Genomic DNA, 26,176 nt, shown 5'->3' on the forward strand with positions numbered 1-26,176 from the left:
ACCTGCGATGCGCGAGTATTTAGTAACAGTTCTGCTTGCGGCGATAATTACTTATTTAGTTACACCTCTTGTTAGAGATCTTGCCATCAAAGCTGGCGCGGTATCGGCGATTAGATCCCGTGATGTTCATCTAGAGCCAACACCTCGTTGGGGTGGCCTAGCAATGTGGTTATCGATGGCGCTAAGCCTAGTAATAGTTAATTACCTGCCGTTAGTGCACAAATCATTTGGACCAGAGGCTACTGGAATTTTTCTAAGTGGAACGGTAATACTTCTAATTGGCATGATTGATGACCGCTTTGATTTAGATCCAATCACTAAATTTGCTGGACAGGCTTTAGCTGCAGGTATTTTGTTAATCTATGGAGTACAAATTCTTTGGCTACCAATAAATGGAATTACAACTTTGCCAACAAATATGGGCCAACTGCTTACTGTTTTATTTGTAATGGTGGTTATTAATGCAATTAACTTTGTTGATGGATTAGATGGCTTAGCTACTGGAATTGTGATGATTTGTGCAGCCTCATTTTTTGCCTTCTCCTATCTATTAGCGGTTATTAATGGTTTAAACCGCGCAGGTGCACCATCACTTATTACCGCTGTAGTAATTGGTTTATGCCTTGGCTTTTTACCTCACAATTTTCATCCGGCTCAAATATTTATGGGAGATTCCGGGGCCATGTTCCTAGGTTTATTACTAAGTGCATCTGCAATCACTTTAACTGGCCAAGTTGATGCCTCAGCTATTACAGAAGAAAATGGTGGTTCAGTATTGCTGCCACTGTTTTTACCATTCACGGTGCTTGCAATCCCATTGTTAGATTTTGTGATGGCAATAGTTAGAAGAGTTAAAGCTGGGCGATCACCATTTACAGCAGACCGTGAACATCTTCATCACCGAATTATGCGCTTTGGTTTGTCTCAACAACGCACAACTGTAGTTTTATATCTTTGGAGTGCAATGTTCGCGTTCCCAACAGTGATTGCAGCATTTGTGCCCTTTTGGATTGCCATCATCGCTGGCGTATTAATCTTTGCTCTTTCCATCTGGGTGATTAGAAGTAATAAAGTCAAGGTTGAATTCAAATGAGTGATGTTCAACTTTGGAAAGGTGCGATAGCACCAGCAACAGCTGTGGCAGCTGTTAGCGCAATTGTTTTGACAGTAATAAATGGTCAGCCTGGATTATTTGGTTCACTCTTAGCCTCATTTACCGTAATCATATTTTTTAGTATTCATTTATTAGTTGCTCGTATTTCTCGAAATTTAGATCCAATGGCAACGATGGCGCTGGCAATGTTTTCCTACTTTGCAAAGGTTTTGTTCATGGGAGTTTTCCTCTTATTAGTCACCAAATACACCGATCGCACCACCTTTGATCGGGGCAGTTTTGCCATCTGCGCAATTTTGATTACCATGGCATGGTTATTTGGTGAGATTCGTAGCTTTTTAAATTTGCGAGTACACCTACCGCTACCAAAGAAGGAAGGCGATAGTTAATGAGTCGAAAAAATTCAAATGACGACAATATAAGTAACTCCCAAAATGAAGAGAACGCTTTGTGGTCAATTGTTGGATACCTTCTTTCTGGCCTACTTATTTGGGGTGGGATTGGCTGGGGCTTTGATCGATGGCTGGGAACCACCTACTTGGTATTGGTTGGGATGTTGCTGGGGGCTGGGGCTTCGATTTATTTGGTCTGGCTCCGTTTTGGGCGCGATTAAGATCACCAAATCTTCATAAGGTGAGATTTTTACCTACCAAAATTTCGCGCTAATCTGCCATATCTAATAGGGTTTCGCCCGTAGCCGTTCTTCCCACCGGTTATAGCAAAACCAAGCAGTTCGAAAAATTGTTTACGCAATATCGGCAACTAACATTTGGAGATTTTCGTGGGCGTGCGGTTGGCAGCAGAGGATGGTTTTCAGCCACCTAGTACAGCCGACTTTGAATTACCACCAGTTTTTGGCGACAACCCTTACACAACCAAACCAGTATTTTTAGTTTTCTTCTCCATAATTTTAATTTCAGTGTTTTTCATCTTGGCTTCCAGAAAAGCCTTAGTCGTGCCCTCAAAGCTGCAATTTGCCGGTGAATCAATCTATGGCTTTGTGCGAAATGATTTAGCACGCGATGTAATCGGCCATGAGTTCATGCGCTTTGTGCCATACCTATTTACTTTATTTACTTTTATTTTAACCAATAACTTATTTGGAATTATTCCATTCTTACAATTTCCAACGATGTCTCGGGTTAGCTTCCCTTACGTCTTAGCGCTATTTACCTTTGTAATCTTCCACTATGTGGCAATTAAACATAAAGGTTTGATGGCTTACCTAAAAGAGATCATGTTTATGCCTGGTGTACCAAAGCCGGTATATATCCTGCTAACTCCAATTGAGGTTGCCACTTACTTCATAGTTCGCCCACTTACTCTTTCCTTGCGTTTATTTGCAAATATGTTTGCTGGCCACCTTTTGTTACTTGTCTTTATTTTGGGTGGTGAGCATCTTCTACAAGGCGTGATCGGCTTAAAACTGGTCTCACCTTTCGCCTTTGCCTTCGGAATTGCCCTTACATTCTTTGAATTTATGGTGCAATGCCTACAGGCATATATCTTTACCCTGTTGACCGCCCTCTATATTGCGGGTGCGTTAGCGGATGAACACTAGAAAAAACCAAAGCAGCAACTAACAAAGAAAGAAGGAAAAGAATATGGAAGGCACACTCAACCTGGTCGGTTATGGCCTATCTGCAATCGGACCTGCAATCGCAACTGGCATGATCTTCGCCGCTTACATCAGCGGAGTAGCACGCCAACCAGAGGCACGCTCCGTTCTGCAACCGATCGCATTTCTAGGCTTCGCATTAGCTGAAGCGCTAGCACTATTCGGTCTAGTTCTAGCTTTCGTACTGTAATTAAAGACAGAAAAGTCAGACGATGTCCTTAATAAGTTTTAGTAACTGGGCAGCAGGTGAAGGGGCAAACCCTTTAATTCCGCATACCGCTGAATTAATTGTTGGTTTTATTGCCTTCTCACTTCTCTTCCTAGTTCTTCGCTCAAAGGTTGTGCCAATGTTTGAAAAAGCATTCGCAGAGCGCACCGAAGCGATTCAAGGTGGAATGGAAAAAGCAGAGCGTGCACAAATTGAAGCAGAGCGCGCACTTGCCCAGTACACAACACAATTAAATGAAGCACGTGGTGAGGCACAAAAGATTCGCGAAGATGCCAGAGTGCAAGGTGCTGCAATTATTGAAGATCTGCGCACCAAGGCAGCTGAAGAAGCAGCAAGAATTACCGCTGCAGCAACAGCTGCTATTGAAGCAGAGCGTCAACAAGCAGTTACTTCACTTCGCAATGAGGTTGGTTCCCTTGCAACTGAGTTAGCCGGAAAGATTGTCGGAGAAGCATTAGATGACCAGGTTCGTCAGTCTCGGATAGTTGATCGCTTTATTGCAGATCTGGAGAAGAGTAAATAATCATGAAGGTATTAGGCGGCTCAAGCAGGGCATCAGTTTTAACTCTGCGTAAATCATTAGCACAGGTTGTTGATAAACAATCAGATAATGATGTTGCCGTATTTGCCAGTGACTTATTTATTATTCTTTCAGTGTTAAGCACCTCAATTGGTGTCAGACGTGCACTAACTGATAACTCTCGTGATGCCGGCGCTAAAGCTGAGTTAATCTCTAACTTGTTTGGAAAAAATATCAGCGCTCCAGCACAATCACTCCTTGCAAGCGCTGCCTCACTTAGATGGTCTAGCCCAGGTGAGATTGCAGATGCAATTGAAAATTTAGCTGTTGAGGCAGAGGCTGCTGCAGCAGATAAAAATGGTGAGTTAGAAAAAGTTGAAAACCAACTATTTGATTTTGCCAGAGTACTTCGGGCAAATCCTGAGCTTCGCCAAGCGCTAAATACTTCAGCTGATACAGATCTTGGCAAAGTAACACTGCTTGAGAGCTTAGTTAAGGGTAAGTATGCAAACTCAACTCTTAACTTACTTCGCAAAGTAGTCTCACTTCGCAGAGGTCGTAGTATTGATGCCACATTAGCTGCCTACTCACATTATGTTTCAACCCGAAAAGATCGATTAGTTGCTCATGTTAAAAGCGCTGTTGAGTTAAGTGATGCCCAGTTAAGTAAGTTAAATGCCGCCCTTGCTAAGCAAATGGGTAGAGATGTTCATATCAATCTTGAGATTGATCCAAAAGTTTTAGGTGGCATATCTATTAGATATGCCGATGATGTTATTGATGGCACCATCGTTAATCGTTTAGCAGAAGCGGGCAGAGCGCTCGTAAGTTAGCTTTAACAGATGCCAAGCGCATCTGTTATTTAAAGAGAGAAGAGAGAAAAAGATGGCCGAAGTAAGTATCCGCCCCGAAGAGATTCGGGATGCACTGGCAAAACATGTCGCTGCATACAAACCAGGAGCTGCCGTAAAGGATGAAATCGGTAGCGTCACCGAAGCAGGAGATGGCATCGCACGTGTTGAAGGTCTGCCATCAACTATGACCAATGAGTTATTAAAGTTTGAAAATGGCACATTAGGTCTTGCGCTGAACTTAGATGTTCGCGAAATCGGTGTGGTTATTTTGGGTGAGTTCACCGGAATTGAAGAAGGAACAACTGTTCGTCGTACTGGAGAAATTCTCTCTGTTCCAGTTGGCGATGGTTTCCTAGGACGTGTTGTTGACGCACTTGGCCGGCCAATTGATGGCAAGGGTGAGATTAAAGCTGAAGCAACTCGTGCACTTGAAATTCAAGCACCATCTGTTGTGCAACGCCAACCAGTTAAAGAACCAATGCAAACTGGAATTAAAGCAATTGACTCAATGACTGCAATCGGCCGTGGTCAACGTCAGTTGATTATTGGTGATCGCCAGACTGGTAAGACTGCAATTGCAGTTGACACAATTATTAACCAATTGGAGAACTGGAAGAGTGGGGATCCAAAGAAGCAGGTTAAATGTATTTATGTTGCAATCGGACAAAAAGGTTCCACAATTGCAGCAGTAAAGGGTTCACTTGAAGCAGCTGGTGCGATGGAGTACACAACAATTGTGGCAGCTCCAGCATCTGATCCAGCTGGATTTAAATACCTAGCCCCATACACCGGCTCATCAATTGGTCAGCACTGGATGTATAAAGGTCAACATGTATTAATTATTTTTGATGATCTCTCTAAACAAGCAGAGGCTTATCGTTCCGTATCGCTGTTGTTAAGGCGCCCACCGGGTCGCGAGGCATATCCTGGAGATGTTTTCTATTTACACTCTCGTTTACTTGAGAGGTGCGCAAAGTTATCTGATGAATTAGGTGGCGGTTCAATGACTGGCTTACCAATCATTGAAACTAAAGGAAATGACGTTTCAGCGTTTATTCCAACTAACGTAATTTCGATTACCGATGGTCAGTGCTTCCTTGAGACTGATCTGTTTAACGCAGGTGTTCGTCCTGCGATTAACGTTGGTATTTCAGTATCTCGTGTTGGTGGATCAGCACAAACTAAGGCGATTAAAAAGATTGCCGGACGTCTTCGTCTTGATCTTGCGCAGTACCGTGAATTAGAAGCTTTCGCAGCTTTTGGTTCAGATCTTGATGCTGCATCTAAAGCACAGCTAGAGCGCGGTGCACGAATGGTTGAACTATTAAAGCAAGGTCAGTACTCCCCATTCTCAGTTGAGCGCCAAGCGGCATCAATTTGGGCAGGAACTACTGGCAAAATGGATTCAATTCCAGTTGCAGATATTCGCCGATTTGAAGCAGAGTTCTTAGATTTCATCGCTCGTGAGCGTAAGCAAATCTTCGAAGTAATTTCTGCAACTAGAGAGTTAACTGATGACACAGTTAAATCTTTAGAAGAGGCGATTACAACATTTAAAACTCAATTTAAATCATCAGTTGCACCAGCGGTTAATGAGAAAAAAGCTGATGCATTAAGTGGTGAAGATAATGAGCAAATTACTCGTCAAGTACCAGCGGTAAAGCGATAAGAAAAGAGAGCTAGGAAAAAATGGGTGCCCAACTTCGTATTTACCGCCGCCGTATGCGGTCAGTAAAGGCGACTAAGAAGATAACCAAGGCGATGGAGCTAATTTCAGCTTCCCGCATTGTTAAGGCGCAACAAAAAGTTGCCGCCTCATCTCCTTATGCCAACGAGTTAACTCGGGCAGTCTCAGCTGTTGCCTCTCTTTCTAGTACTAACCATCCATTAACCACTGCATCTGCTAATCCCAAGCGAGCTGCAGTTTTAATCATTACCGCAGACCGCGGTATGGCAGGTGCCTACTCAAATGCGGCGATTAAAGAGGGTGATCAATTAATAGCACTCTTGCAATCAAGAGGACTTGAGGTAAATCCATATTTGGTCGGAAGAAAGGGAATTAACTTCTATAAGTTTAGAAATCGAAAGATTACTGCTTCTTGGAGTGGATTCTCAGATAACCCAACATATGCTCATGCCAAAGAGGTCTCTGATTCATTAATTAATGCATTCCTAGCTGACGCCCAAACAGATGCAAATGGCGTTGATGAATTACATATTATTTATACCGAGTTCAAATCAATGATTACCCAAACCCCAGATGCAAAGCGAATGCTGCCACTTGAGGTTGTGGAATCAACTGGACCGGCAGTTATCATGCCGATGTATGAATTCGAACCTAATGCTGGTGAGGTGCTTAATGCATTACTACCTCGCTATATTCAGGCTCGAGTATTTAACGCGATGCTTCAATCTGCAGCCAGTGAGCATGCAGCAAGACGTCGTGCTATGAAATCAGCAACTGACAACGCTGATGAATTAATTAAGTCGTTAACTCGACTTGCAAACGCGGCTCGTCAGGCCGAAATTACCCAAGAGATCAGTGAAATCGTAGGCGGCGCAGATGCGCTCGCCTCAGCTAGCGCAGGGAGCGAATAATGTCAGTCAAAACAGCAACTGGAAGAGTTGCCCGTGTAATTGGACCGGTAGTGGATATTGAATTTCCAGCCGATGCGATGCCGGCCATCTTTAACGCACTAAATATTGATGTCACATTGGGGGGTGAGACCAAGAAATTAACACTTGAGGTCGCCCAACACATTGGTGACAACTTAGTCCGCGCGATCTCTATGCAACCAACTGACGGCATGGTTCGTGGTTCAACAGTTACCGACACTGGAAGTGCGATCTCAGTTCCAGTTGGAGATGTAACTAAGGGACATGTATTTAACACTTTAGGTGAATCACTAGATGTGCCAACCTCTTCATTAGATATCAAAGAGCGATGGCCAATTCACCGAACAGCTCCAGCATTTGATCAACTTGAATCAAAGACTGAGATGTTTGAAACTGGAATTAAAGTTATTGATCTTCTCACGCCTTATGTAAAGGGTGGAAAGATCGGATTATTTGGTGGCGCAGGTGTTGGTAAGACTGTGCTTATCCAAGAGATGATTTATCGCGTGGCAGAAAACTTTGGTGGTGTTTCTGTGTTCGCAGGTGTGGGTGAGCGTACTCGTGAGGGTAATGACTTATTCCTTGAAATGACTGAAACTGGAGTTATTAACAAAACTGCATTGGTCTTCGGACAAATGGATGAGCCACCTGGAACGCGTCTACGTGTTGCACTTTCTGCCCTAACAATGGCTGAGTACTTCCGTGATGTGCAGAAGCAGGATGTGTTGTTGTTCATCGACAATATCTTCCGCTTTACTCAAGCAGGTTCTGAAGTATCAACTCTTCTTGGTCGTATGCCATCTGCAGTTGGTTACCAACCAACACTTGCTGATGAGATGGGTCAGTTGCAGGAGCGAATTACCTCAACTCGTGGTCACTCAATTACCTCGATGCAGGCAATTTATGTTCCAGCGGACGACATCACCGACCCAGCACCACACACAACCTTCGCTCACTTGGATGCAACAACTGTGTTGTCTCGTCCGATCTCTGAGCTTGGTATTTATCCTGCGGTTGATCCACTTGATTCAACCTCTCGTATTTTGGATCCTCGTTATATTGGCGAGCACCATTTCAAAGTTGCAAACCGAATCAAGCAAATTCTGCAGCGATACAAAGATTTGCAAGACATCATTGCAATCTTGGGTATTGATGAACTCTCCGAAGAGGATCGAATCCTGGTGGGAAGAGCTCGTCGTATTCAAAGATTCTTATCCCAAAATACTTTCGTGGCTAAGGTCTTTACTGGTCTTGATGGTTCATTTGTTCCTCTAACTGAAACAATCGCAGCATTTGAAGCGCTCGCTGATGGTAAGTATGACCATGTACCTGAGCAAGCATTCTTCATGTGCGGTGGCCTTGATGATGTTGAGCGCAAAGCAGCAGAGTTGGCGAAGTCATAACAAATGCTAAAAGTTGAGGTAGTTACCCCAGAGAAGCGGGTGTGGAGCGGAGAAGCAAAGATGGTTTCTGCTCGCACATTAGAAGGAGATCTTGGCGTTCTACCAGGACACGCGCCACTTCTTGGGGTACTTGCCGATGGAACTGTCTCAGTTAAAGCTGCAGATGGTTCAGTAAATGAATTTGTAATTAATGGTGGTTTTATCTCAGTTTCAAATAATCGGGTTTCAATTTTGGGTGAAGCACAGGTAGTTACAAACTAGTTTTTTTATCTGTGCTCAGTTTCAATAATTCTTACCGTCTTAGATCTTCCTCTAACCACTAATGAGTGTGAAACTGCGCCAAAAGCGTTATGGCGTACACCTCTTAACAACTCACCATCAGTAATTCCGGTGGCAGAGAAGAAAACATCATCTGAGGCAACTAAATCATTGGTTGAATAAATCTTAGAAAGATCATGCCCGGCAGCTTGTGCTGATTCTTTTTCACTTTCACTTTGTGGCATCAACTGTCCTTGAATTACACCACCTAAAGCGCGCATAGCAGCAGCGGTAATTACACCTTCTGGAGTGCCACCAATACCCATCAAGATATCAATTCCGGTTCCAATTCTTGCCGTCTCAATTGCAGCTGCCACATCACCATCTCTAATCAATCTAATCCGTGCACCAGCTTGGCGTAGATCCTTTAACAACTGTGCATGACGTGGGCGATCAAGGACTATCACCGTAATTTCAGAAACATCAACTCCTTTTGCCTTTGCAACTCTTCTAACGTTTTCACCAGCTGGTGCGGTGATATCAATTACTGAAGCACCCTCAGCTCCAGTCACAATTTTGTTCATATAAAAAGCACCCTTTGGATCAAACATGCTGCCACGTGGTGCTAATGCAATAACACTTACTGCGCCATTTAATCCGTTAGAGGTTAATGTGGTTCCATCAATTGGATCAACTGCAACATCACATGCAGGTCCACTGCCATTACCAACCGCTTCACCGTTGTGCAGCATTGGGGCATTATCTTTTTCACCCTCGCCAATAACTATTACACCTGACATATCAACTGTGTTAATCATCTTTCGCATAGCAGCAACAGCTGCGCCATCGGCAGCATCCTTATCACCGCGACCAACCCAAGTCGATGCTGCAAGGGCAGCAGTTTCAGTAACTCTTACTAACTCAAGAGCTAAGTTGCGATCTGGAAAATTAAGTTCGGCTGACATCTGCACCTAACGATTGAAGTTGAGCGGGAAAGTCTGGATAACCACGATCAATGTGGAAGGCATCCTCAATGATAGTCACACCATCACTAACGAGGGCGGCCAACACTAAGCCAGCACCAGCTCGAATATCAGTTGCTGCTACCGGCGCAGCGGAGAGCTGCTTGATTCCAGTAATTGCTGCATGATGGCCATCTACTTGAATTTTGGCGCCTAATCGCAATAACTCATTAACAAACATAAATCTTCCTTCAAAAACATTTTCGGTAACTATGGATGTGCCTTCTGCAATTGCATTTAAAGTAATAACCATTGGTTGTAAATCGGTTGGAAAGCCTGGGTAGGGAAGTGTTGCAACATCAACTGCGATCGGTCTCTTATCCATCTTTACTCTAAAACCAGTTTTTGTTGTGGTTACAACTGCGCCCGCCTCAACTAATTTATCAAGTGGAAGCTCTAAGTGATCTGCTCTTCCATTTTCAATTGTGATATCGCCCTGGGTCATTGCTGCAGCAAATGCCCAAGTGCCAGAGACAATTCGATCTGCCAAGGTTGCATGAGTTGTTGGCGTTAATTTACTTACCCCTTCAATTGTTATGGTGTGGCTACCTAAGCCAGATATTTTTGCGCCCATCGAAATTAGGAATTCACCAAGATCTACTACATCTGGCTCTCTGGCTGCATTATCAATAACAGTTGTGCCAGTTGCTAAGGTGGCTGCAGTCATAATGTTTTCAGTAGCACCAACACTTGGAAACTCAAGAGTTATCTTCGCACCCTTTAAACCAGCTGGTGCTTTTGCAATAATAAAACCATGCTCAGATGAAACTTCTGCGCCCATCTCTGTTAAGCCATTTATGTGAAAATCTAGTCCGCGCGAACCAATTGCATCCCCACCAGGGAGCGCCACCTCTGCTACCAACTCTCTGGCAATTAATGGACCCAAAACATTTATAGATGCGCGCATCTTTCGAACCATGTCGTAATCTGCGCGGTGACCAAGTTTTTGTGGAACATCAATTAACACTTCATTGCTATCTCTTTTGATATCAACCTTGCACCCTAATCTGGTTAACAATTCAGCCATATATTCAACATCGGCAATGGCTGGCAGATTAGTAATTTTGGATTGACCAGGAGCTAGCAAGGTGGCCGCCATTAATTTAAGTGCTGAGTTTTTTGCCCCAGAAACGCGAACTGTGCCAACTAATTTGGCACCTCCAACTACCCGTAAGCGTTCCATAATTCCCCATTGTAATTGCTTGGGGTAGGGTGAGGTCATGGTCAACTTAACCCGCATTTACACAAAAACTGGCGATGATGGCACAACCTCACTGGGGGATATGAGCCGGACTTCAAAAAATGATCCACGACTTGAGGCATATGCCACCGTTGATGAAGCAAACTCATCAATCGGAGTTGTGTTGGCAATGGGTGATATCAAAGATGAAAGTATCAAGAAGTTATTAATTCGAATTCAAAATGATTTATTTGATGTTGGTGCAGACCTTTGTACACCAGTTGTCGATAATCCAACCTCAGAACCACTTCGAGTATTAGAGTCTCAAATCGATTATTTAGAAAATCAGATTGATCACTACAACGAAAGTTTGCAACCACTTCGCTCTTTTGTATTACCTTCAGGCACACCTGCTGCAGCGCTAATGCATGTAGCAAGAACTGTAACTAGACGGGCAGAGCGCACTACCTGGCATGCAATCCACGCCTTTGGCGGAGGCGTTAATCCAATAACTGCTAAGTACTTAAATCGCTTATCTGATTTGTTGTTTGTATTGGCAAGATTTGTTAATAAAGCTGAAGGTGATCAACTTTGGGTACCAGGAGCAAATCGCTAGGAATTTAAAGTTGCTTTAGCAATCTTTAAGTCTTTTTCAAAAACCAGAATCTTTGGTCCAGTTTTAGTCTGAGATAGGCTCGCCTTAATCCCAACTGAAAGTAATTTTTGCCTGAGCATTTCACCCTCAATATGGTTTTTTGGCGAAGCAGCAACTTTTAATAATCCATACTCATCTTCATTGCCTATTTTTTTAGCCCGTTCAACAACTGACTTATTATTCGAAAATGCCCACTTTAAAATAAGCGCCATTACTCCCACTATTAAAAAGCCAGAAAGAGATATTAGATAAAGCCCATTATTAATGCCGCCAAGCAATTACTAACCCTCCTAAAATTTATCTAATTGGTGTGTAGATATTAGCTGGAAACTTTTCATCAGTTCCAGATTTATGGCAGATCGCAGAGATACCGCCAACTGAGATTCCATTTCGTGCTGGGCCTGCAACTGTTTGGCCGGTGTTCGGATCTAGGACAGATTGGCCATAAAGTGGCTCATCACTTACTAAAATAATATTTGCATAAGTTTTTGCAGCAAGTGGTCCATATAGCGTTCGAAGTTTTCCTAGTGCAATTTTTTTATTCGCATCACTTGGATCAACTCCATAAACAGTTGATTTAATCTCCCACCACTCACAACGATAATCAGCTGCCACAATTACAGCCCCACATGCATTTGATTCACACTTCTTAACAAGCTCTGCTAATCCAGCCTTTGCTGAGATTAAGCCCAGTAACTCTTTGCTTGTTGGGATCTTTGCGTAAATTCCTTTGTTTGAAGTGAATTTAATAGGTGGCCACACAGGTAGCGGAGATGGAATTGGCGTGGCAGTCTTCTTAACCTTCTTTTTCTTCTTTACCGGTTTCTTAGTTGGCTTCTTGGTTGGCTTCTTTGTTGTTGATGAAACTGATGGATTTGCCGCCGCACTCTTTGAAACCGCTGGAGTTGCCTTGGCGCTTGGGCTTGCCTTAGGTGTTGGTGATGCAGCATGTGCTGATGAAAGTAGGAGAGAAGCAGATGTAATTGCTGCAATTAGTAAATTTCGCTTCACTCTCTGCTCCACTTAAATTTCTTGATTGCAAAGATAAGACCAAGAAGTAACCAAATAACTAGAACTAAGGCAGTTTTACCAATCTCCCAGCTGCCTGCAACCTCTTGTGTTGCAAAATCATCTGGCAAGAAAACTGAACGCATTCCTTGGGTTAGCCATTTCAATGGAAAGAGCGCGGCAAATTGCTGCATCCAAGATGGCAGTGAGGTGAAGACAAAAAACACACCGCTAAAAAACTGCAAGATAATCACAATAGGAGAGACCACAGCTGATGCACCACGGCCACTCTTAGGCACAATTGAAAATGCGATTCCAAGAATGGTTGAACATGCACTACCTAGTAAGACTAACCAGGTGAAGTTCCACCAAAGACTTGCTTGGGTTGGCAGATTTAAATCAAAGACTACTGAGCCGAAAAATAATAGTAAGGCGGTTTGAATAATCATTAAAAAGGTTACGAGCAATGCCTTGCCAATAAAGTATGAAGAGACTGACATTGGCGTCCCACGTAAACGCTTTAAGGTTCCATCATCTCGCTCCATTGGAATTGTTATTGCAAGTTGTTGAAAACCGGTATTTACCAAACCAGATGCAATCATGCCAGCGACAAAGTATTGGCTAAAAGTCACACCAGGCGCGATTGTGTCTTTAAATACTGTTCCAAAAATGAATAGCAATATCACTGGGAAAAATAATGTAAAGACAACAGATTCTCTTTGCCTTAAGAATTGTTTTAACTCCAGACCGCTTCTAAGTAAGCCGATGCGAATAGTTTCAACTATTGAATTCATCTAAGCTCACCAATCATCTTTAGATAAATCTCTTCTAAGTTAGGTCTAAGTACTTCTAGTTCTGGAATTTGCCCATTAAAGCGCTGACTTAACTTTAAAACCTCAGCCGTTGGATCTTTGGTATGGATTTCATTTGTTACCCCATTTTCAAGCCAAGTTACCTTTGCTGGCGCGTGGTTTCGGCCACCAAGAGTTTGTGGGGTAGCGATCTCAATAATTTTTCCATTATTTATAACGCCAACTCGATCAGCTAATGCTTGTGCTTCATCTAAGTAATGGGTGGTTAAAAGAATTGTTGTACCTTCCGCCTTTAATGTTCTGATTAATTCCCAGAAAGATCTTCTCGCCTCTGGATCAAATCCAGTGGTTGGTTCATCTAGAAATAACAGTTCTGGAGAGCCGATGATGCCGAGTGCAACATCAAGGCGACGTCGCTGGCCTCCAGATAACTCACGGGCTTTTGCGTTCAGCTTTTCTCTTAAGCCAACCTCATCAATTACCTGTTCAACATTTCTAGGGTTTTCATAATAATTTGCATAATGTGAAATGGTTTCAAAAACAGATAAATCTGCCGCATCTGAGGTGGATTGCAAAACAATTCCAATTTGATTTCGCCATCGCTGAGCAGCATTACCTTTAGTTGCTGGGTCAAACCCTAAAACACTTACATCTCCGCTACTTGCTTTGCGATAACCCTCAAGAATTTCAACAGTTGTTGTTTTGCCAGCTCCATTTGGACCAAGGAGTGCGAATATCTCACCACGTTCAACAGTTAGATTTATGCCATCAACTGCAGTTTTAGCGCCATACTGCTTACTCAGCCCACTTACTTCTATTGCTGCATTGGCGCTCATGGCGACATCCTGCCGTAATTGGTAATAAATACTTAATTTATTCGGGAGAATAATCCTGTGAGTCCACGTAAAGCTAAGCCCAAGGGCAAAGGCAAGAGAGATATCACTCACGATGATGAGCGCGAGTTATCCACATCAAATGAATCCATCGAAGAACATGATGACGGAATCTTTGTTGTTAGAAAAATAAGTGGCTCTACTTCAAATAAACCATATCGATGTCCAGGTTGTGATCAGGTAATTCCAATGGCAACCCCACATACAGTGGCATGGCTAGAGCATGATCAATCAGGCCGGCGCCATTGGCATAACATTTGTTGGAGCAAGCGAAATCTAAGAAAACCAAAGGTTGAGCGAACTAGAAGCGCTCCTAGGTATTGAGATTTCTAGCACGGAATATTTAAAATTGAATTTTCTAGTTATAGTTATCAAATGAGCAAAACTTTTACCGCAACTAACCCAGCCACTGGCCAAGCAGTTGGAAATCCAATTACTGAGCACAGTTTTGAAGAGGTTAGCGCTGCTATTGCAGCTGCTGAAAAAATAAAAGCAAAGTTTGCTGCCACCACACCAACCCAAAGAGCTGCCCTCCTTAATGCGATTGCAGATTCAATTGAATCTGAAAAAGAAGCTTTAGCTCAAATATCTCATTTAGAAACCGCGCTACCAATGGCCAGAGTTACTGGTGAGGTAATGCGCACTGTTATTCAAATCCGTGCCTTTGCCGAGCTAGTTAAAACTGGTGGACACCTGCTACCAATAATTGATTTGGCTGATCCAAATTTTCAACCAGTTGCACGTCCTGATCTTCGTAAATCACAACAACCATTAGGAGTTGTTTCGATATTTGCAGCGTCAAACTTTCCATTAGCTTTCTCAGTTGCAGGAGGCGATAGTGCATCTGCTTTGGCTGCTGGATGTCCAGTTGTTGTTAAGGCTCATCCATCACATCCAAATACCTGCCAAGTGGTTTATGAAGCAGTTACTAAAGCAATCACAGCGCAAGGATTACCAAAAGAGATATTTACATTAGTTCAGGGAGTAAACCCAGAGATAACCCATTGGTTAGCAAAGGATCCACTCATAACTGCAATTGGTTTTACTGGCTCTGGTTTAGTTGGAAAGTTGCTAATTAAATTAGCGCAAGAGCGCCCCGTTCCAATTCCTGTTTTTGCTGAGATGGGTTCACTAAATCCAGTCTTCTTCACACCAACTGCATTAGTGGAAAAAGCTGATGAGTTAGCAAAGGCTGCGATGGATTCAGCGCTGCTGGGATCTGGTCAATTTTGCACAAAGCCTGGAATTATTGTTGTGCCAAATGATGCATCCGGTGATAAATTTATTGCACAAGTTCAAAGTTATTTTTCAGAGCAAAAAGTTGGACCATTATTAAATAAAGGAATTGCCACAAGATTTATCGAGGCAATTACATCAATTAGCAAAGCTAAGGGCGTAAAGGTTTTAACTGGTGTAAATAATCCAGATGGTTATGGCGTAACTCCAAGTATTTTTGTAGTTGATTGGGCAGATGTTAAAAACCATGATGATTTATTAGAGGAACACTTTGGTCCAACCTCAGTAATTATTAGAGCCCCCTTTGATCAATACCTAGCTGTGGCAAAAGCTATGAGTGGTCAATTAGCTTCTGCAATTCATGCTGGCAATGATGAGAAGCTGCCAGAGCTAGTTTCACAATTAACCCAAAAGGCTGGCCGGGTAATTTGGAATGGTTTTCCAACCTCAGTTTCAGTTACCGCTGCGCAAAATCATGGCGGCCAATGGCCTGCCTCTTCCTCTCACACAACTTCCGTTGGTTTAGATTCACTATTTCGCTTTGTTCGTCCAGTTGTTTATCAAAACTTTCCAGATAACCAATTACCAGCTGAATTACAAAACGCTAATCCATATGCAATTGAGCGGGTAGTTAATGGCGTGCGAAGTAATAAGGCGATTAACTAATTACTTGTAGTTAACAACCTTATTTTTAATTGTTCCAATACCTTCAATAGTTGTCACAATATTTTCCCCACCCTTTAGGTATTTCTCTGGCTTAAAGCCCATGCCAACACCTTCTGGTGTTCCAGTGTTTATTACATCCCCAGCCTTTAACTCCATGAATTGGGAGATATACCAAACGCAATGATTGATGCCAAAGATCAAATCATTAGTTCTGGAATTTTGTCTCACCTCACCATCAATGGTGCAAGAAAGAGCTAAATTATTTGGATCTAAGTTTTTTTGCTTTAACTCATCAGCGGTAATGATCCATGGGCCCATTGGATTAAAGGTTGGGAAAGATTTGCCCTTCACCCATTGTCCACTTCGTTCAACCTGCCAGTGCCGCTCTGAAACATCTTGAGAGATTGTGTAGCCAAGTATGTGGGCGGCCGCCTCTTCTGGTGATTTTAAGTAAAGTGCGTTTTTACCAATGACAACACAAAGTTCAACTTCATAATCTGTTTTAGTTGAGTTAGGTGGAACTACTACATCATCATTTGGACCAATTACGGTATCTGGTGCTTTCATAAAAATTACTGGCTCAGGTGGTGGGGTCATACCCGACTCAACTGCATGCTTTGCATAATTTAATCCAACACAAATTACTTTTGTTGGTCTTGCAACAGGTGAACCAATTCGGTAATCAGCAATCTTCACCTTTGGTCTGCTACTTAAATCTGCTTGGGCTAATTTTGCGATTGCGCCATTTTCTAACTCAACACGATTGAAATCACTAACTAAATCATCAACAAAGATCGCCTCAGTATCTGAGACAACTACTGCAGGCTTTTCTTTATTTATCTGACCCAAGCGTGTGATTCTCATAATTCTCACATTTCCATTGAGGTGAAGTTTTGGCGGTAATGAACTAGAATATGAAAACCTTAACATAGGAATTTTCTCAATATTTGAGAGTAGGAAAGGGCGAGCGTGAGCGAAGAGAAGTTTGATCGCCGCAGCCAATATTGGTTTGGATTAAAAGATAAGGGTGGTTATATCCACCGCGAAAGACTTCGAAATCAAGGTTACGCCCCAGATGTTTTTGATGGCCGCCCCGTAATTGGTATTGCAAATACTTGGTCTGAGTTAAATCCATGTAATGGCTCACTTAATGATGTTGCTGAAGCTGTTAAACGTGGCGTTTGGGAGGCTGGTGGTTTTCCACTTGAGTTCCCGGCAATGTCACTTAGTGAATCTTTGCAGCGACCAACCACCATGTTATATCGCAACATGTTGGCAATGGAGGTTGAGGAGTTAATTCGTTCCCATCCATTAGATGGTGTGGTTTTACTTGGTAATTGCGATAAGACACCACCTGGATTATTAATGGGAGCAGCCAGTGTGGATCTTCCAACATTGATGATTACTGGCGGACCGATGCTTAATGGTCGATATCAAGGACAACCAGTTGGCTCTGGCACATTAGTGTGGAAATATAGCGAGCAGGTAAGAAGTGGAAAGATTTCTTTTGAAGAGTTTATGGCAATGGAATCTTGCTCAGCACGAAGCCAAGGTTCATGTATGACCATGGGAACTGCATCAACTATGGCATGTGTTACTGAAGCACTAGGCGTGCAATTACCAGGAGCAGCTGCAATCCCAGCGGTTGATTCACGCAAATTTACTCTTGCTCATCTTTCTGGCCGTCGAATTGTGAAGATGGTGGAGGAGGATTTAAAGCTATCAAAGGTGTTAAATCGAAAAGCATTTGAAAATGCGATCAAAATTTTAGCTGCTATCGGTGGCTCAACTAACGCAGTAGTTCACCTACTTGCAATCGCTGGCCGCGTTGGCGTGCCATTGAACTTAGATGATTTTGATAAGTTAGGAAAAGATGTTCCGGTAATTGCAAATATGATGCCAAGTGGAAAATTCCTAATGGAGGAGTTTTTCGATGCCGGTGGCGTACCAACAGTGATGAAGGAGATTGCAAATCTAATTCACACCGATCACATTACAGTTACTGGCAAAACTGTTAAGGAAAATATCGAAGGTGCTGAAAATTGGAACAAAGAGGTAATCACTCCAGCAAATAAACCTTTCCAAGCAGCAGGTGCTGGCATTGTGGTTGTTCGTGGCTCACTTGCTCCAGATGGTGCGATTATTAAAGTATCTGCAGCATCTCCTAAATTGTTAACCCACAAAGGAAAAGCTTTAGTTTTTAATGAGATCGAGGAGTACTTAAAGGTTGCAGATGATCCAAATCTGCCTGTAACACCAGAGACTATTTTGGTTTTGAAAAACTCAGGACCTAAGGGTTATCCAGGATTTCCTGAGGTTGGCAATTTACCTATGCCAAAGAAAATGCTTGATCAAGGTGTAACCGATATGGTTCGAATCTCTGATGCCAGAATGAGTGGCACTGCCTACGGCACAGTTGTATTACATGTTTCACCAGAATCTACTGCTGGTGGACCACTTGCATTTGTTGAAAACGGAGATGAGATTGAGTTAGATGTGCCAAATCGTAAATTAAATTTACTTATTTCACCGGAGGAGTTAGCAAAACGTAAAGCTGCTTGGGTGCCACCAAAGCCTAAGGCTGAGCGCGGTTGGAGCAAGATGTATATCGAGCATGTGCAACAAGCACATCTTGGCGCAGATCTAGATTTCTTAGTTGGCAGCAGTGGCGATTATGTGCCACGCCATTCACATTAATTAAAGGGATTTAAAAACTTAGTATTTTCAGTTGCTTCAAACTCAAGCAATCTATTCCACTTAGCATTTCGCTCAGAGCCATGGGTGGAGCCAACCTTAATCTGGCCAGCACTCCAACCAGTTGCTAAATCAGCAAGCCATGAGTCCTCACTTTCACCTGATCTTGCTGAAACAACGGTATTAAAGTTATTTGCCCGAGCTTGCTTTAACACATTCAAAGTTGCACTTACTAGGCCGTTTTGATTTGGCTTTATCAAAATCGCATTGGCACTCTTTTCGGCAATTGCTCTATTTAATCGATCTAAGTTTGTGGTCAATAAGTCATCTCCTAGAAGTTGCAGCTTTGCTGGCATCTGGGATGAAAATTCCTGCCAACTTTGCCAATCATCTTCGGCAAATGGATCTTCAATAGAAATTATTGGTTGATTACTTACTAATGATTTAATAAATTGCAGATACTCACTCCGGTTATAACTCTTACCCATAGTAGATAGGTTGTAATTATTGCCATCATAAAATTGGGTGGCTGCGATATCTAAAGCTAAGCTAACTTGGCTACCAACACTTAGCCCAACCTTTTCAATTGCCGTAACTACAAACTCACAAGCTTTTTCAATGCTGGTGAAGGAGATCGCTAAACCACCTTCATCAGCAATTAAATTAGTTACCTTTCCATCCTCTTTACCTAACTTGGCAGCCATCTCTCTAATTGCAACAATCCAGGAGAGTGCTTGGGTAAATGTTTTAGCGCCAACTGGCACAACCAAAATATCTTGAATATCCATGGTGCGATTTGCATGTGCTCCGCCGGACAAAATATTAACCATCGGCATTGGAATTTGCAGTGGGCCATCAGGTGAAAAGTACCTAGCTAATGATTTATTTTGTGAATGTGCGGTGGCAAGGCTTGCTGCTAATGAAACTGCCAAGGTGGCATTAGCACCAAGGGATGAATGATCTGCAGATGGATCTAACTCAATAAGTTGGGCATCAACAAGATTTAAATCAATCTGCTCTTCAACTAGTTTTGGCGCAATTTTCTCATTGATATTTGCAACCGCTTGGGCAACTGATAAACCACCATAAAAGCTTTCAGCAAATTTACTTCCCGTATCACGAAGCTCTTTTGCTTCATGCTTACCAGTTGATGCCCCCGATGGCACACGGGCGGTGTGAACACTGCCATCAGTTAGTGAGATGGCAGCTGCAACTGTTGGCCGTCCTCTTGAATCTAATACCTGATAACCAATAACTTTATTGATCTTCACTTTGCACTCATTTCAAATAATTGCGCAACTGTAAGGTTAGCGTTATTTCCCAAGATTGCTTTGGTAAAGCTTTGTAATTTGCGCTGTTGCTCAACTGAAAGGTAGTTAACCGGGGATTTTCCCTCCACCCTTGCCAGGGCGATTAAAGCTGCATGTTTTGCTACCGATGGTGAAATTGGACGTATTTTTTCATACTCCTTCACAAAAGCGGCTGCGGTATTAGCCAATAACTTTGCATGCAATCTGTCATCGGTTCTAAAGAATTTGCATACCAAGTGCGCAATCAAGAAGGCTAGATCAAAAACTGGATTACCAACATGGGCAACTTCAAAGTCTAAAATATAGATCTCATCATTCATCGCCACCATAATGTTTTTAGGCGAAAAATCACCATGCACAATTGTAGTTTTATCTGCCTCTAGTTCATTAATTAACTTTCTTATTGCCACCTCTATTTGCGGATTTTTTGCAGCCACAAATCGGTAGAAGGGATCAATTCGAAGTTGATCAAATAAAGCATCCTCGGTGAATTTAAGCTTTACCTGTGGATTCTCCTGGCCATAGTTATGCCAAGTTGCCAAGGTTTTACCAAGCTTTGCGCCAATATCTGGATTAATTACCCCAGCTAATAAATCAGATTTCCAAACTGTGCTACCAACTGGAACTCGCTCTAATACCAAAATAAATCGAAGCGGATCTAGAAATACTAATTTGGGAACCTGATCTGGGCTTAATTGATTAAATAAGTTAAGCGCGTCAGCTTCAACAATTGCTCGGCGTTGATCTGCCTCCCATTTTTCACTAACCGCAAGCTCAGCTAATGCTTGTTTTAAAACCAATTTTTGATTACTGGTAGTAATGGCAAGTACTACATTTGAAACCCCACCAGTTAATACCTCAACCTGGGGATTATCACCAGAACTTATTACTTTCTTATCTATTAAGTACTCAACTACCGTATCTTGATTTAGTAATTCAACACTCACAAAAAGCTATCCCTTAAAGAACTCGGGCGATAGCAAAACCGTAATCAACAAATAAAGATTGTCCAGAGATTGCGCTGTTATCTTCACAGCCAAGTAGGTAGGCAGCATTTGCCACATCTTGTGGAATTACCATCTTGTGTCCTGGTGTTTGACTCTGCACATTTTCAATCTGGGCTGGCTTTAATAATCCTCTAGCCATTGGTGAATCCACTACTCCTGGTAGTAAGCCATTTACCAAAATACCCTTTGCATTTCCTAAATCAACTGCCATGGATCTAACTAACCCACCAACTGCTGCCTTGGTAATTGTGTAGGACATCTTCTCTTGTCTTGTGATCTGCTCCCAAAATGAGCTCAAGATAACAATCTTGCCCTTTTGTTTAATTAGATTGTGCTGCATTAAAGCCTTGGTTGTATCGGTGATAAATGAGACATTTGCTTGAAATAATCTTGTTAAATCATCAGGTGAATGATTAATAACTGAGTCATTGTTATTAGCTCCTTGAGCAAATACCACCACGTCAAATAACTCACCCTTTAGCAGCTCTGGAACTGGTCCATCAGTAATTGGCAGCAGGAATTGATCCACTGGGTTAGTGATAGTTCGAACACCGTAAGTAACTTTGTAATCATGGGTTTTAAACTTCTCAGCGATCGCAGTTCCTAAAACACCGCTGCCACCAAAGATTAAAAGCTTAAGTGGTGATGAGTTTGTCATTACTTTTTAAACCCATACCGATCTAATATCGCCTTACTTATTGCAGCTCTTCTTACCCGCTCACGAGCGGTGGACTCAACTAATCCTTGAATATGAGCACCAGATGGATAAAGGCCAGGTGAGTTACGAAGTGTGAACTTTAAGTAGATAGGGGAGGCAACTCTTACTAAATCTGGCGTCTCATAATGACGAACGGCGCCCCCAAAATCATCTGGTCCTTCAACATAGATATCAACTGGAACATCAACCTGTGATCTAATGGCAGCAATTTGTTGTAGTGAAAGATCAGTTGCCAGATTTAATGTTGAAGCTCCTAGATCCTCCAGTAGCGCAGCCGTTGCCGGGTTATTACAAACCATCGCCACTGAGGTTTTAAGAATTAAATCCTTTGGCAGATCACCCTTGCGCTTTGCATCCCCTAATACCTTTAATAATCCAAGATCTCCCACCAAAACACTTCGAAGGCCAAGATTTACGCCATTTATTACATCCTCTAATGCAAATCTCAGTTGATCACCACCGCGAAGAGTTGGCGATGCGATCACGCCAGCACTAGCACTTACCTGCTTACCAATATCCCATGCAGCTCTTGGTCCAACAAATAAACAAACCTCAATCTTTTCCTTTTTACCCATCGCAACCATCTGTTTAATCTCTTCATCAGTTTGCAACATGATGCCGGAGCCTTGGGAGATGCGGTGAATAATTAATTTATGTTTTTTAGCCTCATCAATTACCGTCTTAAATGCAGCAGGACCTTCAACGGAGGGAATCTCTATTTTGTATCGGCTGCCATCAGCAAATCTTTTGCCTGATTCAGGTAAGCCATCTGCATCTTGAGATTGAATCTTTTGCTTATTTAATATGCCAATTGAGCGCTTCATTGGCCCTTTAGGATCTCTCGTGCTTGGCCAAGATGCCATGATGCTCCATCCAAATCACTTTTTATATTTAAGTACTAGGCAAGTATAATCGGATAATAATGAGTAACAACAGTGGATTTGAAGAGATCTCCTACGCAGGACAGGTAGTAATTGTTACTGGCGCAGCCAGTGGTATTGGTAAATCAGCAGCGCAATTAATCGCTTCCCGTGGGGCAAAGGTAATTTGTGTTGATCTAAATCAGGCTGGCGTTGATCAAAGCGTTGCTGAAATAAAGGCAACTGGTGCAAGTGCTGAGAGCGCGGTTCTAGATATTTCAAATCAATCTGGTGTGATGGAATTAATCACAACTATTGCTAAAAAACATAATCAAATTGACGCACTAGTAAATTGCGCCGGCTACCCAGGGCCAACTGGAAAATTTGTAGAAGATATCACTTGGAGTGATTACCAAAAGGTGATTGAGGTTAATTTATATGGCGCAATCTGGTTAACCCAAGCAGTGCTGCCAATTATGAAAAAACAAAAGTATGGCCGCATTGTTCAGGTGGCATCAATTGCCGGTAAAGAGGGAAACCCAAAGATGGCCCCCTACAACACCGCTAAAGCTGGCTTAATTGGTTTTGTGAAAGGTGTTGCTAAAGAGGTTGCAGTTGATGGCATAACTATTAACGCACTTGCTCCAGCGGTAATTGCAACGCCAATTAATGTTAATACTGCAAAAGAAACTTTGGATTACATGATTTCAAAAATTCCAGCAGGCCGTCTTGGTGAGCCAAGTGAGGTTGCAGAGATAATTGCATTTATGGGATCAAAGGCTTGTTCATTCACAACCGGCTTCACCTTTGATATTTCAGGCGGGCGAGCGACCTACTAGTAATTTAAATAAGTGGCATACTTGCACTTATGGCCGATGTCGTCCGAGCGTTATCAATAGATCAATTACGTAAACGTAAAAGTGTTAAGTGGCGACAATTTCCAAATGATGTTTTGCCGCTACCAGTTGCTGAGATGGATTTTGAATCAGCCCCGGCAATAAAAGCAGCCTTACTAGATTTGATCGAGCGATCAGATACTGGCTACCTCGGACCATTCCCAGAGTTATTTGATGCCTTCGCCAAATTCTCCCAATCTCGTTGGGGTTGGCAGGTTGATACCAAACAAATGCGAATGGCAACTGATGTTGGCGTTGGCATTGTGGAGATCATGCGCACCTTAATTAAGCCGGGCGAGAAGGTAATGCTTAACTCACCAGTTTATGAAAACATCTGGCGATGGATTACTGAGGTTAACGCCACCACAGTTGATACCCCACTTATTGAAGATGATTTAAATTACAAATTAGATTTAGCAGCGATTGAAAAAGAGTACAAGGCTGGGGTTAAAGTCCATATTTTATGCCACCCACATAATCCAGTTGGCGTTATCTTTGATAAGCAAGCATTAGCGGCGTTAGCTGATTTAGCAAAGCGTTATCAAGTGGTGATTTTAAGTGATGAGATCCACGCACCTCTTTCCTATGATGCAAAAGATTTCACACCATTCTTAGCGGTAAGTGATGTTGCTAAAGAGGTTGGAATTATTATTACTAGCGCTAGTAAATCCTTTAACTTAGCTGGGCTTAAGTGCGCCTTTATCATCACCCAATCAAGTGCGCTGCAGGAGCGAATTAACAAAATGCCACTGGCAGTAACTTGGCGGGCATCCTTATTTGGCGCAGTGGCATCAACTGCAGCTTATTCAGACTCTGTTAATTGGTTAGATGGAGTATTAATCACATTGGATGAGAATAGGAAATTACTTAGCAACTTACTGCAAAGTAAATTACCGCAAGTTAAGTATCGAATTCCAGATTTTGGCTACCTTGCTTGGCTTGATATGAGCGCCCTTGGCTTAGGGGATGATCCAGCAGCGAGGATCTTAGAAAAAGGAAAAGTTGCATTAAATGGCGGTGTTTTATATGGACCAAAACATAAGAGCTTTGTTCGACTTAACTTTGGCACAAGCCCACAACTTATAACTGAAGGTATTGATCGGATTGCAAAGAGTTTGTAGTACTACTTCTTTCTTCCGTGCAAGCGCTTAATCAAGGTTGCTAGAATTTTTTCAGAAAATCTGGTGCGCTTAAAGGTAGTAAATCTAAGTGGGATTTTAAATCTCGTTTTAACTACTGTGCGTGCGTAGGTGTACTCAAGTAAACCTTCAGCTCCATGAATGCGGCCGTATCCAGAATCTTTAACTCCACCAAATGGCACAGATGCAACAGCTGCAAATAGAAATACTGAATTTATGGAGACCATGCCACAGGCAAGCTTTGAGGCAATCTTTTCACCATCTCGTTTGGAGAACACAGCTGCTGCAAGTCCATAAGAGCTGGCATTAGATAACTTAATTGCTTCATCAGTATTAGATACCTTATTAATAGCAATTGTTGGCCCAAATGTTTCCTGCGTCATCGCAGTTGAATCCTCTGGCACATCCAACATAATTACTGGTTCAACATAGGCACCCTTTACAGACTCTGTTCCCCCTAGTAAAAACTTAGCTCCCTTTGCTTTGGCATCATCTAAATGGGATTGAATAACATTTAATTGTGATGGCATGGTGGCTGGGCCATAATCTTTGCCAGCTTGAATCTTTTTTGCCATCTCACTTATCTCTTCAATAAATTGATCAGCAACAGATTCGACCACATAAACTCGCTCTGCCCCAATACAAGATTGACCAGCATTAGCCATGGCAGACCAGAGTGTGTACTCGGCTGCAAGTTTTATATCAGCATCTGCTGCCACAATTACTGGATCCTTGCCACCGCATTCGAGGACAACTGGAATCATTGATTGCGCGCAACTTTCTGCCACCTTTTTAGCAGTTTTAGTAGATCCAGTAAATGAGAGCTTATTAATCTTTGATTGAGTTAATGCTCTACCGGTATCAGGTAAACCAGTTACCGTAGCAAAAATATTTTCAAAGGGTGCAATCTGTGCGAATGAATCTGCCAACCACTTACCAACACCAGGAGTGAATTCAGATGGTTTAAAGACAACTGTATTTCCAGCAGCTAAGGCGTAAGCAATAGAGCCCATTGGAGTAAAGATTGGATAATTCCAAGGACCAATTACGCCAACCACACCAAGAGGTGATCTTTGAACCTGCGCCTTCATGTTAAACATCAATAAACCAGCTGGGCGATTTTGTTTTTGCATAATCTCTTCTGCATGTTTTGCTGCCCAAGCAATATGATCAATTGCAATAGAGACTTCGAGTGAGGCATCACTTAATGGTTTTCCACACTCAGTTGCAACTAAGGCAGCAATCTCTTTTTGATTTTTAGTTATGTAAGAAGCCCATTTAAGTAAGGTGCGCTTTCGGGCGGTGAAACCAAACTCTTGCCAGCGAATACTTGCAGTTTGGGCCAGATTTACTTGGGCAAATACCTCATCGAGTGAAAAGTTTTTATACTTTGCAATTACCTCACCAGTTTTAGGATCACATTTATCAAAGGTGGCTTCAAGGTTCATAAGGTAAGAGTAAACTCTTT

General features: G+C 42.4%; 29 protein-coding genes. 17 read left to right on the forward strand and 12 right to left on the reverse strand.

Annotated features, from left to right (window positions below; genetic code table 11):
• Positions 1-7: 7 nt before the first annotated feature.
• From B1s21122_RS01365 to B1s21122_RS01415, 11 genes are all read left to right on the forward strand, one after another.
• Complete coding sequence (locus B1s21122_RS01365) at positions 8-1,093, forward strand: MraY family glycosyltransferase (protein WP_095680999.1); 1,086 nt, start codon at positions 8-10, stop codon at positions 1,091-1,093.
• Positions 1,090-1,503, forward strand: coding sequence for a Cg1360 family ATP-synthase-associated protein (locus tag B1s21122_RS01370; RefSeq protein ID WP_095680998.1), 414 nt, complete (start codon positions 1,090-1,092; stop codon positions 1,501-1,503). Before B1s21122_RS01365 ends, B1s21122_RS01370 begins: the two co-directional genes overlap by 4 nt.
• A complete protein-coding gene (locus B1s21122_RS01375) occupies positions 1,503-1,727 on the forward strand; it encodes an AtpZ/AtpI family protein (RefSeq protein WP_095680997.1) in 225 nt (74 codons plus the stop codon). Before B1s21122_RS01370 ends, B1s21122_RS01375 begins: the two co-directional genes overlap by 1 nt.
• Positions 1,728-1,895: 168 nt before the next feature.
• Positions 1,896-2,675 carry a F0F1 ATP synthase subunit A gene (atpB, locus tag B1s21122_RS01380; protein ID WP_095680996.1) on the forward strand — a complete coding sequence of 260 codons (780 nt, stop codon included), beginning with the start codon at positions 1,896-1,898 and terminating at the stop codon, positions 2,673-2,675.
• A 43-nt stretch (positions 2,676-2,718) separates the two neighbouring features.
• Positions 2,719-2,922, forward strand: coding sequence for an ATP synthase F0 subunit C (locus B1s21122_RS01385; RefSeq protein ID WP_009611709.1), 204 nt, complete (start codon positions 2,719-2,721; stop codon positions 2,920-2,922).
• A 22-nt stretch (positions 2,923-2,944) separates the two neighbouring features.
• Complete coding sequence (locus B1s21122_RS01390; protein WP_095680995.1) at positions 2,945-3,484, forward strand: F0F1 ATP synthase subunit B; 540 nt, start codon at positions 2,945-2,947, stop codon at positions 3,482-3,484.
• Positions 3,485-3,486: 2 nt separating this feature from the next.
• On the forward strand, positions 3,487-4,314 hold the full coding sequence (locus tag B1s21122_RS01395; protein ID WP_095680994.1) for a F0F1 ATP synthase subunit delta: 828 nt from the start codon (positions 3,487-3,489) through the stop codon (positions 4,312-4,314).
• A 52-nt stretch (positions 4,315-4,366) separates the two neighbouring features.
• Complete coding sequence (gene atpA / locus B1s21122_RS01400) at positions 4,367-6,004, forward strand: F0F1 ATP synthase subunit alpha (RefSeq protein WP_095680993.1); 1,638 nt, start codon at positions 4,367-4,369, stop codon at positions 6,002-6,004.
• Positions 6,005-6,024: 20 nt separating this feature from the next.
• On the forward strand, positions 6,025-6,933 hold the full coding sequence (locus tag B1s21122_RS01405) for a F0F1 ATP synthase subunit gamma (RefSeq protein WP_095680992.1): 909 nt from the start codon (positions 6,025-6,027) through the stop codon (positions 6,931-6,933).
• Positions 6,933-8,354 carry a F0F1 ATP synthase subunit beta gene (gene atpD / locus B1s21122_RS01410; protein ID WP_095680991.1) on the forward strand — a complete coding sequence of 474 codons (1,422 nt, stop codon included), beginning with the start codon at positions 6,933-6,935 and terminating at the stop codon, positions 8,352-8,354. Before B1s21122_RS01405 ends, atpD begins: the two co-directional genes overlap by 1 nt.
• A 3-nt stretch (positions 8,355-8,357) precedes the next feature.
• Positions 8,358-8,615: a F0F1 ATP synthase subunit epsilon gene (locus B1s21122_RS01415; RefSeq protein WP_095680990.1), complete on the forward strand. Its 258-nt coding sequence runs from the start codon at positions 8,358-8,360 to the stop codon at positions 8,613-8,615.
• A gap of 5 nt (positions 8,616-8,620) precedes the next feature.
• On the opposite strand, the gene glpX is transcribed toward B1s21122_RS01415, so the two are convergent.
• Together glpX and murA are read right to left on the reverse strand one after the other, a co-directional pair.
• Positions 8,621-9,577: a class II fructose-bisphosphatase gene (gene glpX / locus B1s21122_RS01420; protein WP_095680989.1), complete on the reverse strand. Its 957-nt coding sequence runs from the start codon at positions 9,575-9,577 to the stop codon at positions 8,621-8,623.
• Positions 9,561-10,817, reverse strand: a complete 1,257-nt coding sequence (gene murA / locus B1s21122_RS01425; protein WP_095681254.1) for a UDP-N-acetylglucosamine 1-carboxyvinyltransferase — start codon at positions 10,815-10,817, stop codon at positions 9,561-9,563. Before murA ends, glpX begins: the two co-directional genes overlap by 17 nt.
• A 37-nt stretch (positions 10,818-10,854) precedes the next feature.
• On the opposite strand from murA, the gene B1s21122_RS01430 reads away from it, so the two are divergent.
• On the forward strand, positions 10,855-11,430 hold the full coding sequence (locus B1s21122_RS01430) for a cob(I)yrinic acid a,c-diamide adenosyltransferase (protein WP_095680988.1): 576 nt from the start codon (positions 10,855-10,857) through the stop codon (positions 11,428-11,430).
• On the opposite strand, the gene B1s21122_RS01435 is transcribed toward B1s21122_RS01430, so the two are convergent.
• The 4 genes from B1s21122_RS01435 to B1s21122_RS01450 form a co-directional block, all read right to left on the reverse strand.
• On the reverse strand, positions 11,427-11,681 hold the full coding sequence (locus B1s21122_RS01435) for a hypothetical protein (protein WP_223299072.1): 255 nt from the start codon (positions 11,679-11,681) through the stop codon (positions 11,427-11,429). The two genes, B1s21122_RS01430 and B1s21122_RS01435, sit on opposite strands and share 4 nt — an antisense overlap.
• 85 nt (positions 11,682-11,766) lie before the next feature.
• The gene (locus B1s21122_RS01440; protein WP_095680986.1) at positions 11,767-12,480 is read right to left on the reverse strand and encodes a hypothetical protein; all 714 of its coding nucleotides are present in this window, start codon (positions 12,478-12,480) and stop codon (positions 11,767-11,769) included.
• Positions 12,477-13,271 (reverse strand): ABC transporter permease, encoded by a 795-nt coding sequence (locus tag B1s21122_RS01445; RefSeq protein WP_095680985.1) that lies wholly within the window; start codon positions 13,269-13,271, stop codon positions 12,477-12,479. The genes B1s21122_RS01440 and B1s21122_RS01445 overlap by 4 nt, the downstream gene beginning before the upstream one ends.
• A complete protein-coding gene (locus B1s21122_RS01450) occupies positions 13,268-14,125 on the reverse strand; it encodes an ABC transporter ATP-binding protein (RefSeq protein ID WP_095680984.1) in 858 nt (285 codons plus the stop codon). The genes B1s21122_RS01445 and B1s21122_RS01450 overlap by 4 nt, the downstream gene beginning before the upstream one ends.
• 57 nt (positions 14,126-14,182) lie before the next feature.
• Between B1s21122_RS01450 and B1s21122_RS01455 the strand changes: the two genes are divergently transcribed.
• Both B1s21122_RS01455 and B1s21122_RS01460 read left to right on the forward strand, forming a co-directional pair.
• Positions 14,183-14,506, forward strand: a complete 324-nt coding sequence (locus B1s21122_RS01455) for a hypothetical protein (RefSeq protein WP_095680983.1) — start codon at positions 14,183-14,185, stop codon at positions 14,504-14,506.
• Positions 14,507-14,557: 51 nt separating this feature from the next.
• The gene (locus B1s21122_RS01460) at positions 14,558-16,084 is read left to right on the forward strand and encodes an aldehyde dehydrogenase (NADP(+)) (RefSeq protein WP_095680982.1); all 1,527 of its coding nucleotides are present in this window, start codon (positions 14,558-14,560) and stop codon (positions 16,082-16,084) included.
• On the opposite strand, the gene B1s21122_RS01465 is transcribed toward B1s21122_RS01460, so the two are convergent.
• Positions 16,085-16,948 carry a fumarylacetoacetate hydrolase family protein gene (locus tag B1s21122_RS01465; RefSeq protein WP_095680981.1) on the reverse strand — a complete coding sequence of 288 codons (864 nt, stop codon included), beginning with the start codon at positions 16,946-16,948 and terminating at the stop codon, positions 16,085-16,087. It abuts the gene before it with no gap.
• 105 nt (positions 16,949-17,053) lie between these two features.
• Here B1s21122_RS01465 and B1s21122_RS01470 point away from each other — a divergent pair, with 105 nt between their 5' ends.
• Entirely contained in the window at positions 17,054-18,781 is a 1,728-nt protein-coding gene (locus B1s21122_RS01470) for an IlvD/Edd family dehydratase (protein WP_095680980.1), read from the forward strand.
• Here B1s21122_RS01470 and eno read toward each other — a convergent pair.
• From eno to B1s21122_RS01490, 4 genes are read right to left on the reverse strand one after another with little or no spacing between them, the layout of a single operon-like run.
• Positions 18,778-20,049 carry a phosphopyruvate hydratase gene (gene eno, locus B1s21122_RS01475; RefSeq protein ID WP_095680979.1) on the reverse strand — a complete coding sequence of 424 codons (1,272 nt, stop codon included), beginning with the start codon at positions 20,047-20,049 and terminating at the stop codon, positions 18,778-18,780. The two genes, B1s21122_RS01470 and eno, sit on opposite strands and share 4 nt — an antisense overlap.
• Positions 20,046-21,035 carry a phosphotransferase gene (locus B1s21122_RS01480; protein WP_095680978.1) on the reverse strand — a complete coding sequence of 330 codons (990 nt, stop codon included), beginning with the start codon at positions 21,033-21,035 and terminating at the stop codon, positions 20,046-20,048. Before B1s21122_RS01480 ends, eno begins: the two co-directional genes overlap by 4 nt.
• A 13-nt stretch (positions 21,036-21,048) precedes the next feature.
• A complete protein-coding gene (locus B1s21122_RS01485; RefSeq protein ID WP_095680977.1) occupies positions 21,049-21,753 on the reverse strand; it encodes an SDR family NAD(P)-dependent oxidoreductase in 705 nt (234 codons plus the stop codon).
• Complete coding sequence (locus tag B1s21122_RS01490; RefSeq protein WP_095680976.1) at positions 21,753-22,676, reverse strand: U32 family peptidase; 924 nt, start codon at positions 22,674-22,676, stop codon at positions 21,753-21,755. Before B1s21122_RS01490 ends, B1s21122_RS01485 begins: the two co-directional genes overlap by 1 nt.
• Positions 22,677-22,735: 59 nt before the next feature.
• On the opposite strand from B1s21122_RS01490, the gene B1s21122_RS01495 reads away from it, so the two are divergent.
• Both B1s21122_RS01495 and B1s21122_RS01500 read left to right on the forward strand, forming a co-directional pair.
• Positions 22,736-23,512 (forward strand): SDR family NAD(P)-dependent oxidoreductase, encoded by a 777-nt coding sequence (locus B1s21122_RS01495; protein WP_095680975.1) that lies wholly within the window; start codon positions 22,736-22,738, stop codon positions 23,510-23,512.
• Between the two features lie 29 nt (positions 23,513-23,541).
• Positions 23,542-24,690, forward strand: a complete 1,149-nt coding sequence (locus B1s21122_RS01500) for a MalY/PatB family protein (RefSeq protein WP_095680974.1) — start codon at positions 23,542-23,544, stop codon at positions 24,688-24,690.
• Positions 24,691-24,692: 2 nt separating this feature from the next.
• Here the strand turns inward: B1s21122_RS01500 and B1s21122_RS01505 are convergent, their stop codons facing one another.
• Entirely contained in the window at positions 24,693-26,156 is a 1,464-nt protein-coding gene (locus B1s21122_RS01505; protein ID WP_095680973.1) for an aldehyde dehydrogenase family protein, read from the reverse strand.
• Positions 26,157-26,176: the final 20 nt, after the last annotated feature.

The sequence above is a fragment of the Candidatus Nanopelagicus limnes genome (genome assembly GCF_002287885.2).
In the GTDB taxonomy this organism is placed as follows: domain Bacteria; phylum Actinomycetota; class Actinomycetes; order Nanopelagicales; family Nanopelagicaceae; genus Nanopelagicus; species Nanopelagicus limnae.

Excerpts from the sequence above, each read along its gene's own strand:
- B1s21122_RS01365 (WP_095680999.1), top strand. The coding sequence starts at position 8 with ATGCGCGAGTATTTAGTAACAGTTCTGCTTGCGGCGATAATTACTTAT.
- B1s21122_RS01370 (WP_095680998.1), top strand. The coding sequence starts at position 1,090 with ATGAGTGATGTTCAACTTTGGAAAGGTGCGATAGCACCAGCAACAGCT.
- B1s21122_RS01375 (WP_095680997.1), top strand. The coding sequence starts at position 1,503 with ATGAGTCGAAAAAATTCAAATGACGACAATATAAGTAACTCCCAAAAT.
- B1s21122_RS01385 (WP_009611709.1), top strand. The coding sequence starts at position 2,719 with ATGGAAGGCACACTCAACCTGGTCGGTTATGGCCTATCTGCAATCGGA.
- B1s21122_RS01390 (WP_095680995.1), top strand. The coding sequence starts at position 2,945 with ATGTCCTTAATAAGTTTTAGTAACTGGGCAGCAGGTGAAGGGGCAAAC.
- B1s21122_RS01395 (WP_095680994.1), top strand. The coding sequence starts at position 3,487 with ATGAAGGTATTAGGCGGCTCAAGCAGGGCATCAGTTTTAACTCTGCGT.
- atpA (WP_095680993.1), top strand. The coding sequence starts at position 4,367 with ATGGCCGAAGTAAGTATCCGCCCCGAAGAGATTCGGGATGCACTGGCA.
- B1s21122_RS01405 (WP_095680992.1), top strand. The coding sequence starts at position 6,025 with ATGGGTGCCCAACTTCGTATTTACCGCCGCCGTATGCGGTCAGTAAAG.
- atpD (WP_095680991.1), top strand. The coding sequence starts at position 6,933 with ATGTCAGTCAAAACAGCAACTGGAAGAGTTGCCCGTGTAATTGGACCG.
- B1s21122_RS01415 (WP_095680990.1), top strand. The coding sequence starts at position 8,358 with ATGCTAAAAGTTGAGGTAGTTACCCCAGAGAAGCGGGTGTGGAGCGGA.
- glpX (WP_095680989.1), bottom strand. The coding sequence starts at position 9,577 with ATGTCAGCCGAACTTAATTTTCCAGATCGCAACTTAGCTCTTGAGTTA.
- murA (WP_095681254.1), bottom strand. The coding sequence starts at position 10,817 with ATGGAACGCTTACGGGTAGTTGGAGGTGCCAAATTAGTTGGCACAGTT.
- B1s21122_RS01430 (WP_095680988.1), top strand. The coding sequence starts at position 10,855 with ATGGTCAACTTAACCCGCATTTACACAAAAACTGGCGATGATGGCACA.
- B1s21122_RS01435 (WP_223299072.1), bottom strand. The coding sequence starts at position 11,681 with ATGGCGCTTATTTTAAAGTGGGCATTTTCGAATAATAAGTCAGTTGTT.
- B1s21122_RS01445 (WP_095680985.1), bottom strand. The coding sequence starts at position 13,271 with ATGAATTCAATAGTTGAAACTATTCGCATCGGCTTACTTAGAAGCGGT.
- B1s21122_RS01450 (WP_095680984.1), bottom strand. The coding sequence starts at position 14,125 with ATGAGCGCCAATGCAGCAATAGAAGTAAGTGGGCTGAGTAAGCAGTAT.
- B1s21122_RS01460 (WP_095680982.1), top strand. The coding sequence starts at position 14,558 with ATGAGCAAAACTTTTACCGCAACTAACCCAGCCACTGGCCAAGCAGTT.
- B1s21122_RS01465 (WP_095680981.1), bottom strand. The coding sequence starts at position 16,948 with ATGAGAATCACACGCTTGGGTCAGATAAATAAAGAAAAGCCTGCAGTA.
- B1s21122_RS01485 (WP_095680977.1), bottom strand. The coding sequence starts at position 21,753 with ATGACAAACTCATCACCACTTAAGCTTTTAATCTTTGGTGGCAGCGGT.
- B1s21122_RS01490 (WP_095680976.1), bottom strand. The coding sequence starts at position 22,676 with ATGGCATCTTGGCCAAGCACGAGAGATCCTAAAGGGCCAATGAAGCGC.
- B1s21122_RS01495 (WP_095680975.1), top strand. The coding sequence starts at position 22,736 with ATGAGTAACAACAGTGGATTTGAAGAGATCTCCTACGCAGGACAGGTA.
- B1s21122_RS01500 (WP_095680974.1), top strand. The coding sequence starts at position 23,542 with ATGGCCGATGTCGTCCGAGCGTTATCAATAGATCAATTACGTAAACGT.
- B1s21122_RS01505 (WP_095680973.1), bottom strand. The coding sequence starts at position 26,156 with ATGAACCTTGAAGCCACCTTTGATAAATGTGATCCTAAAACTGGTGAG.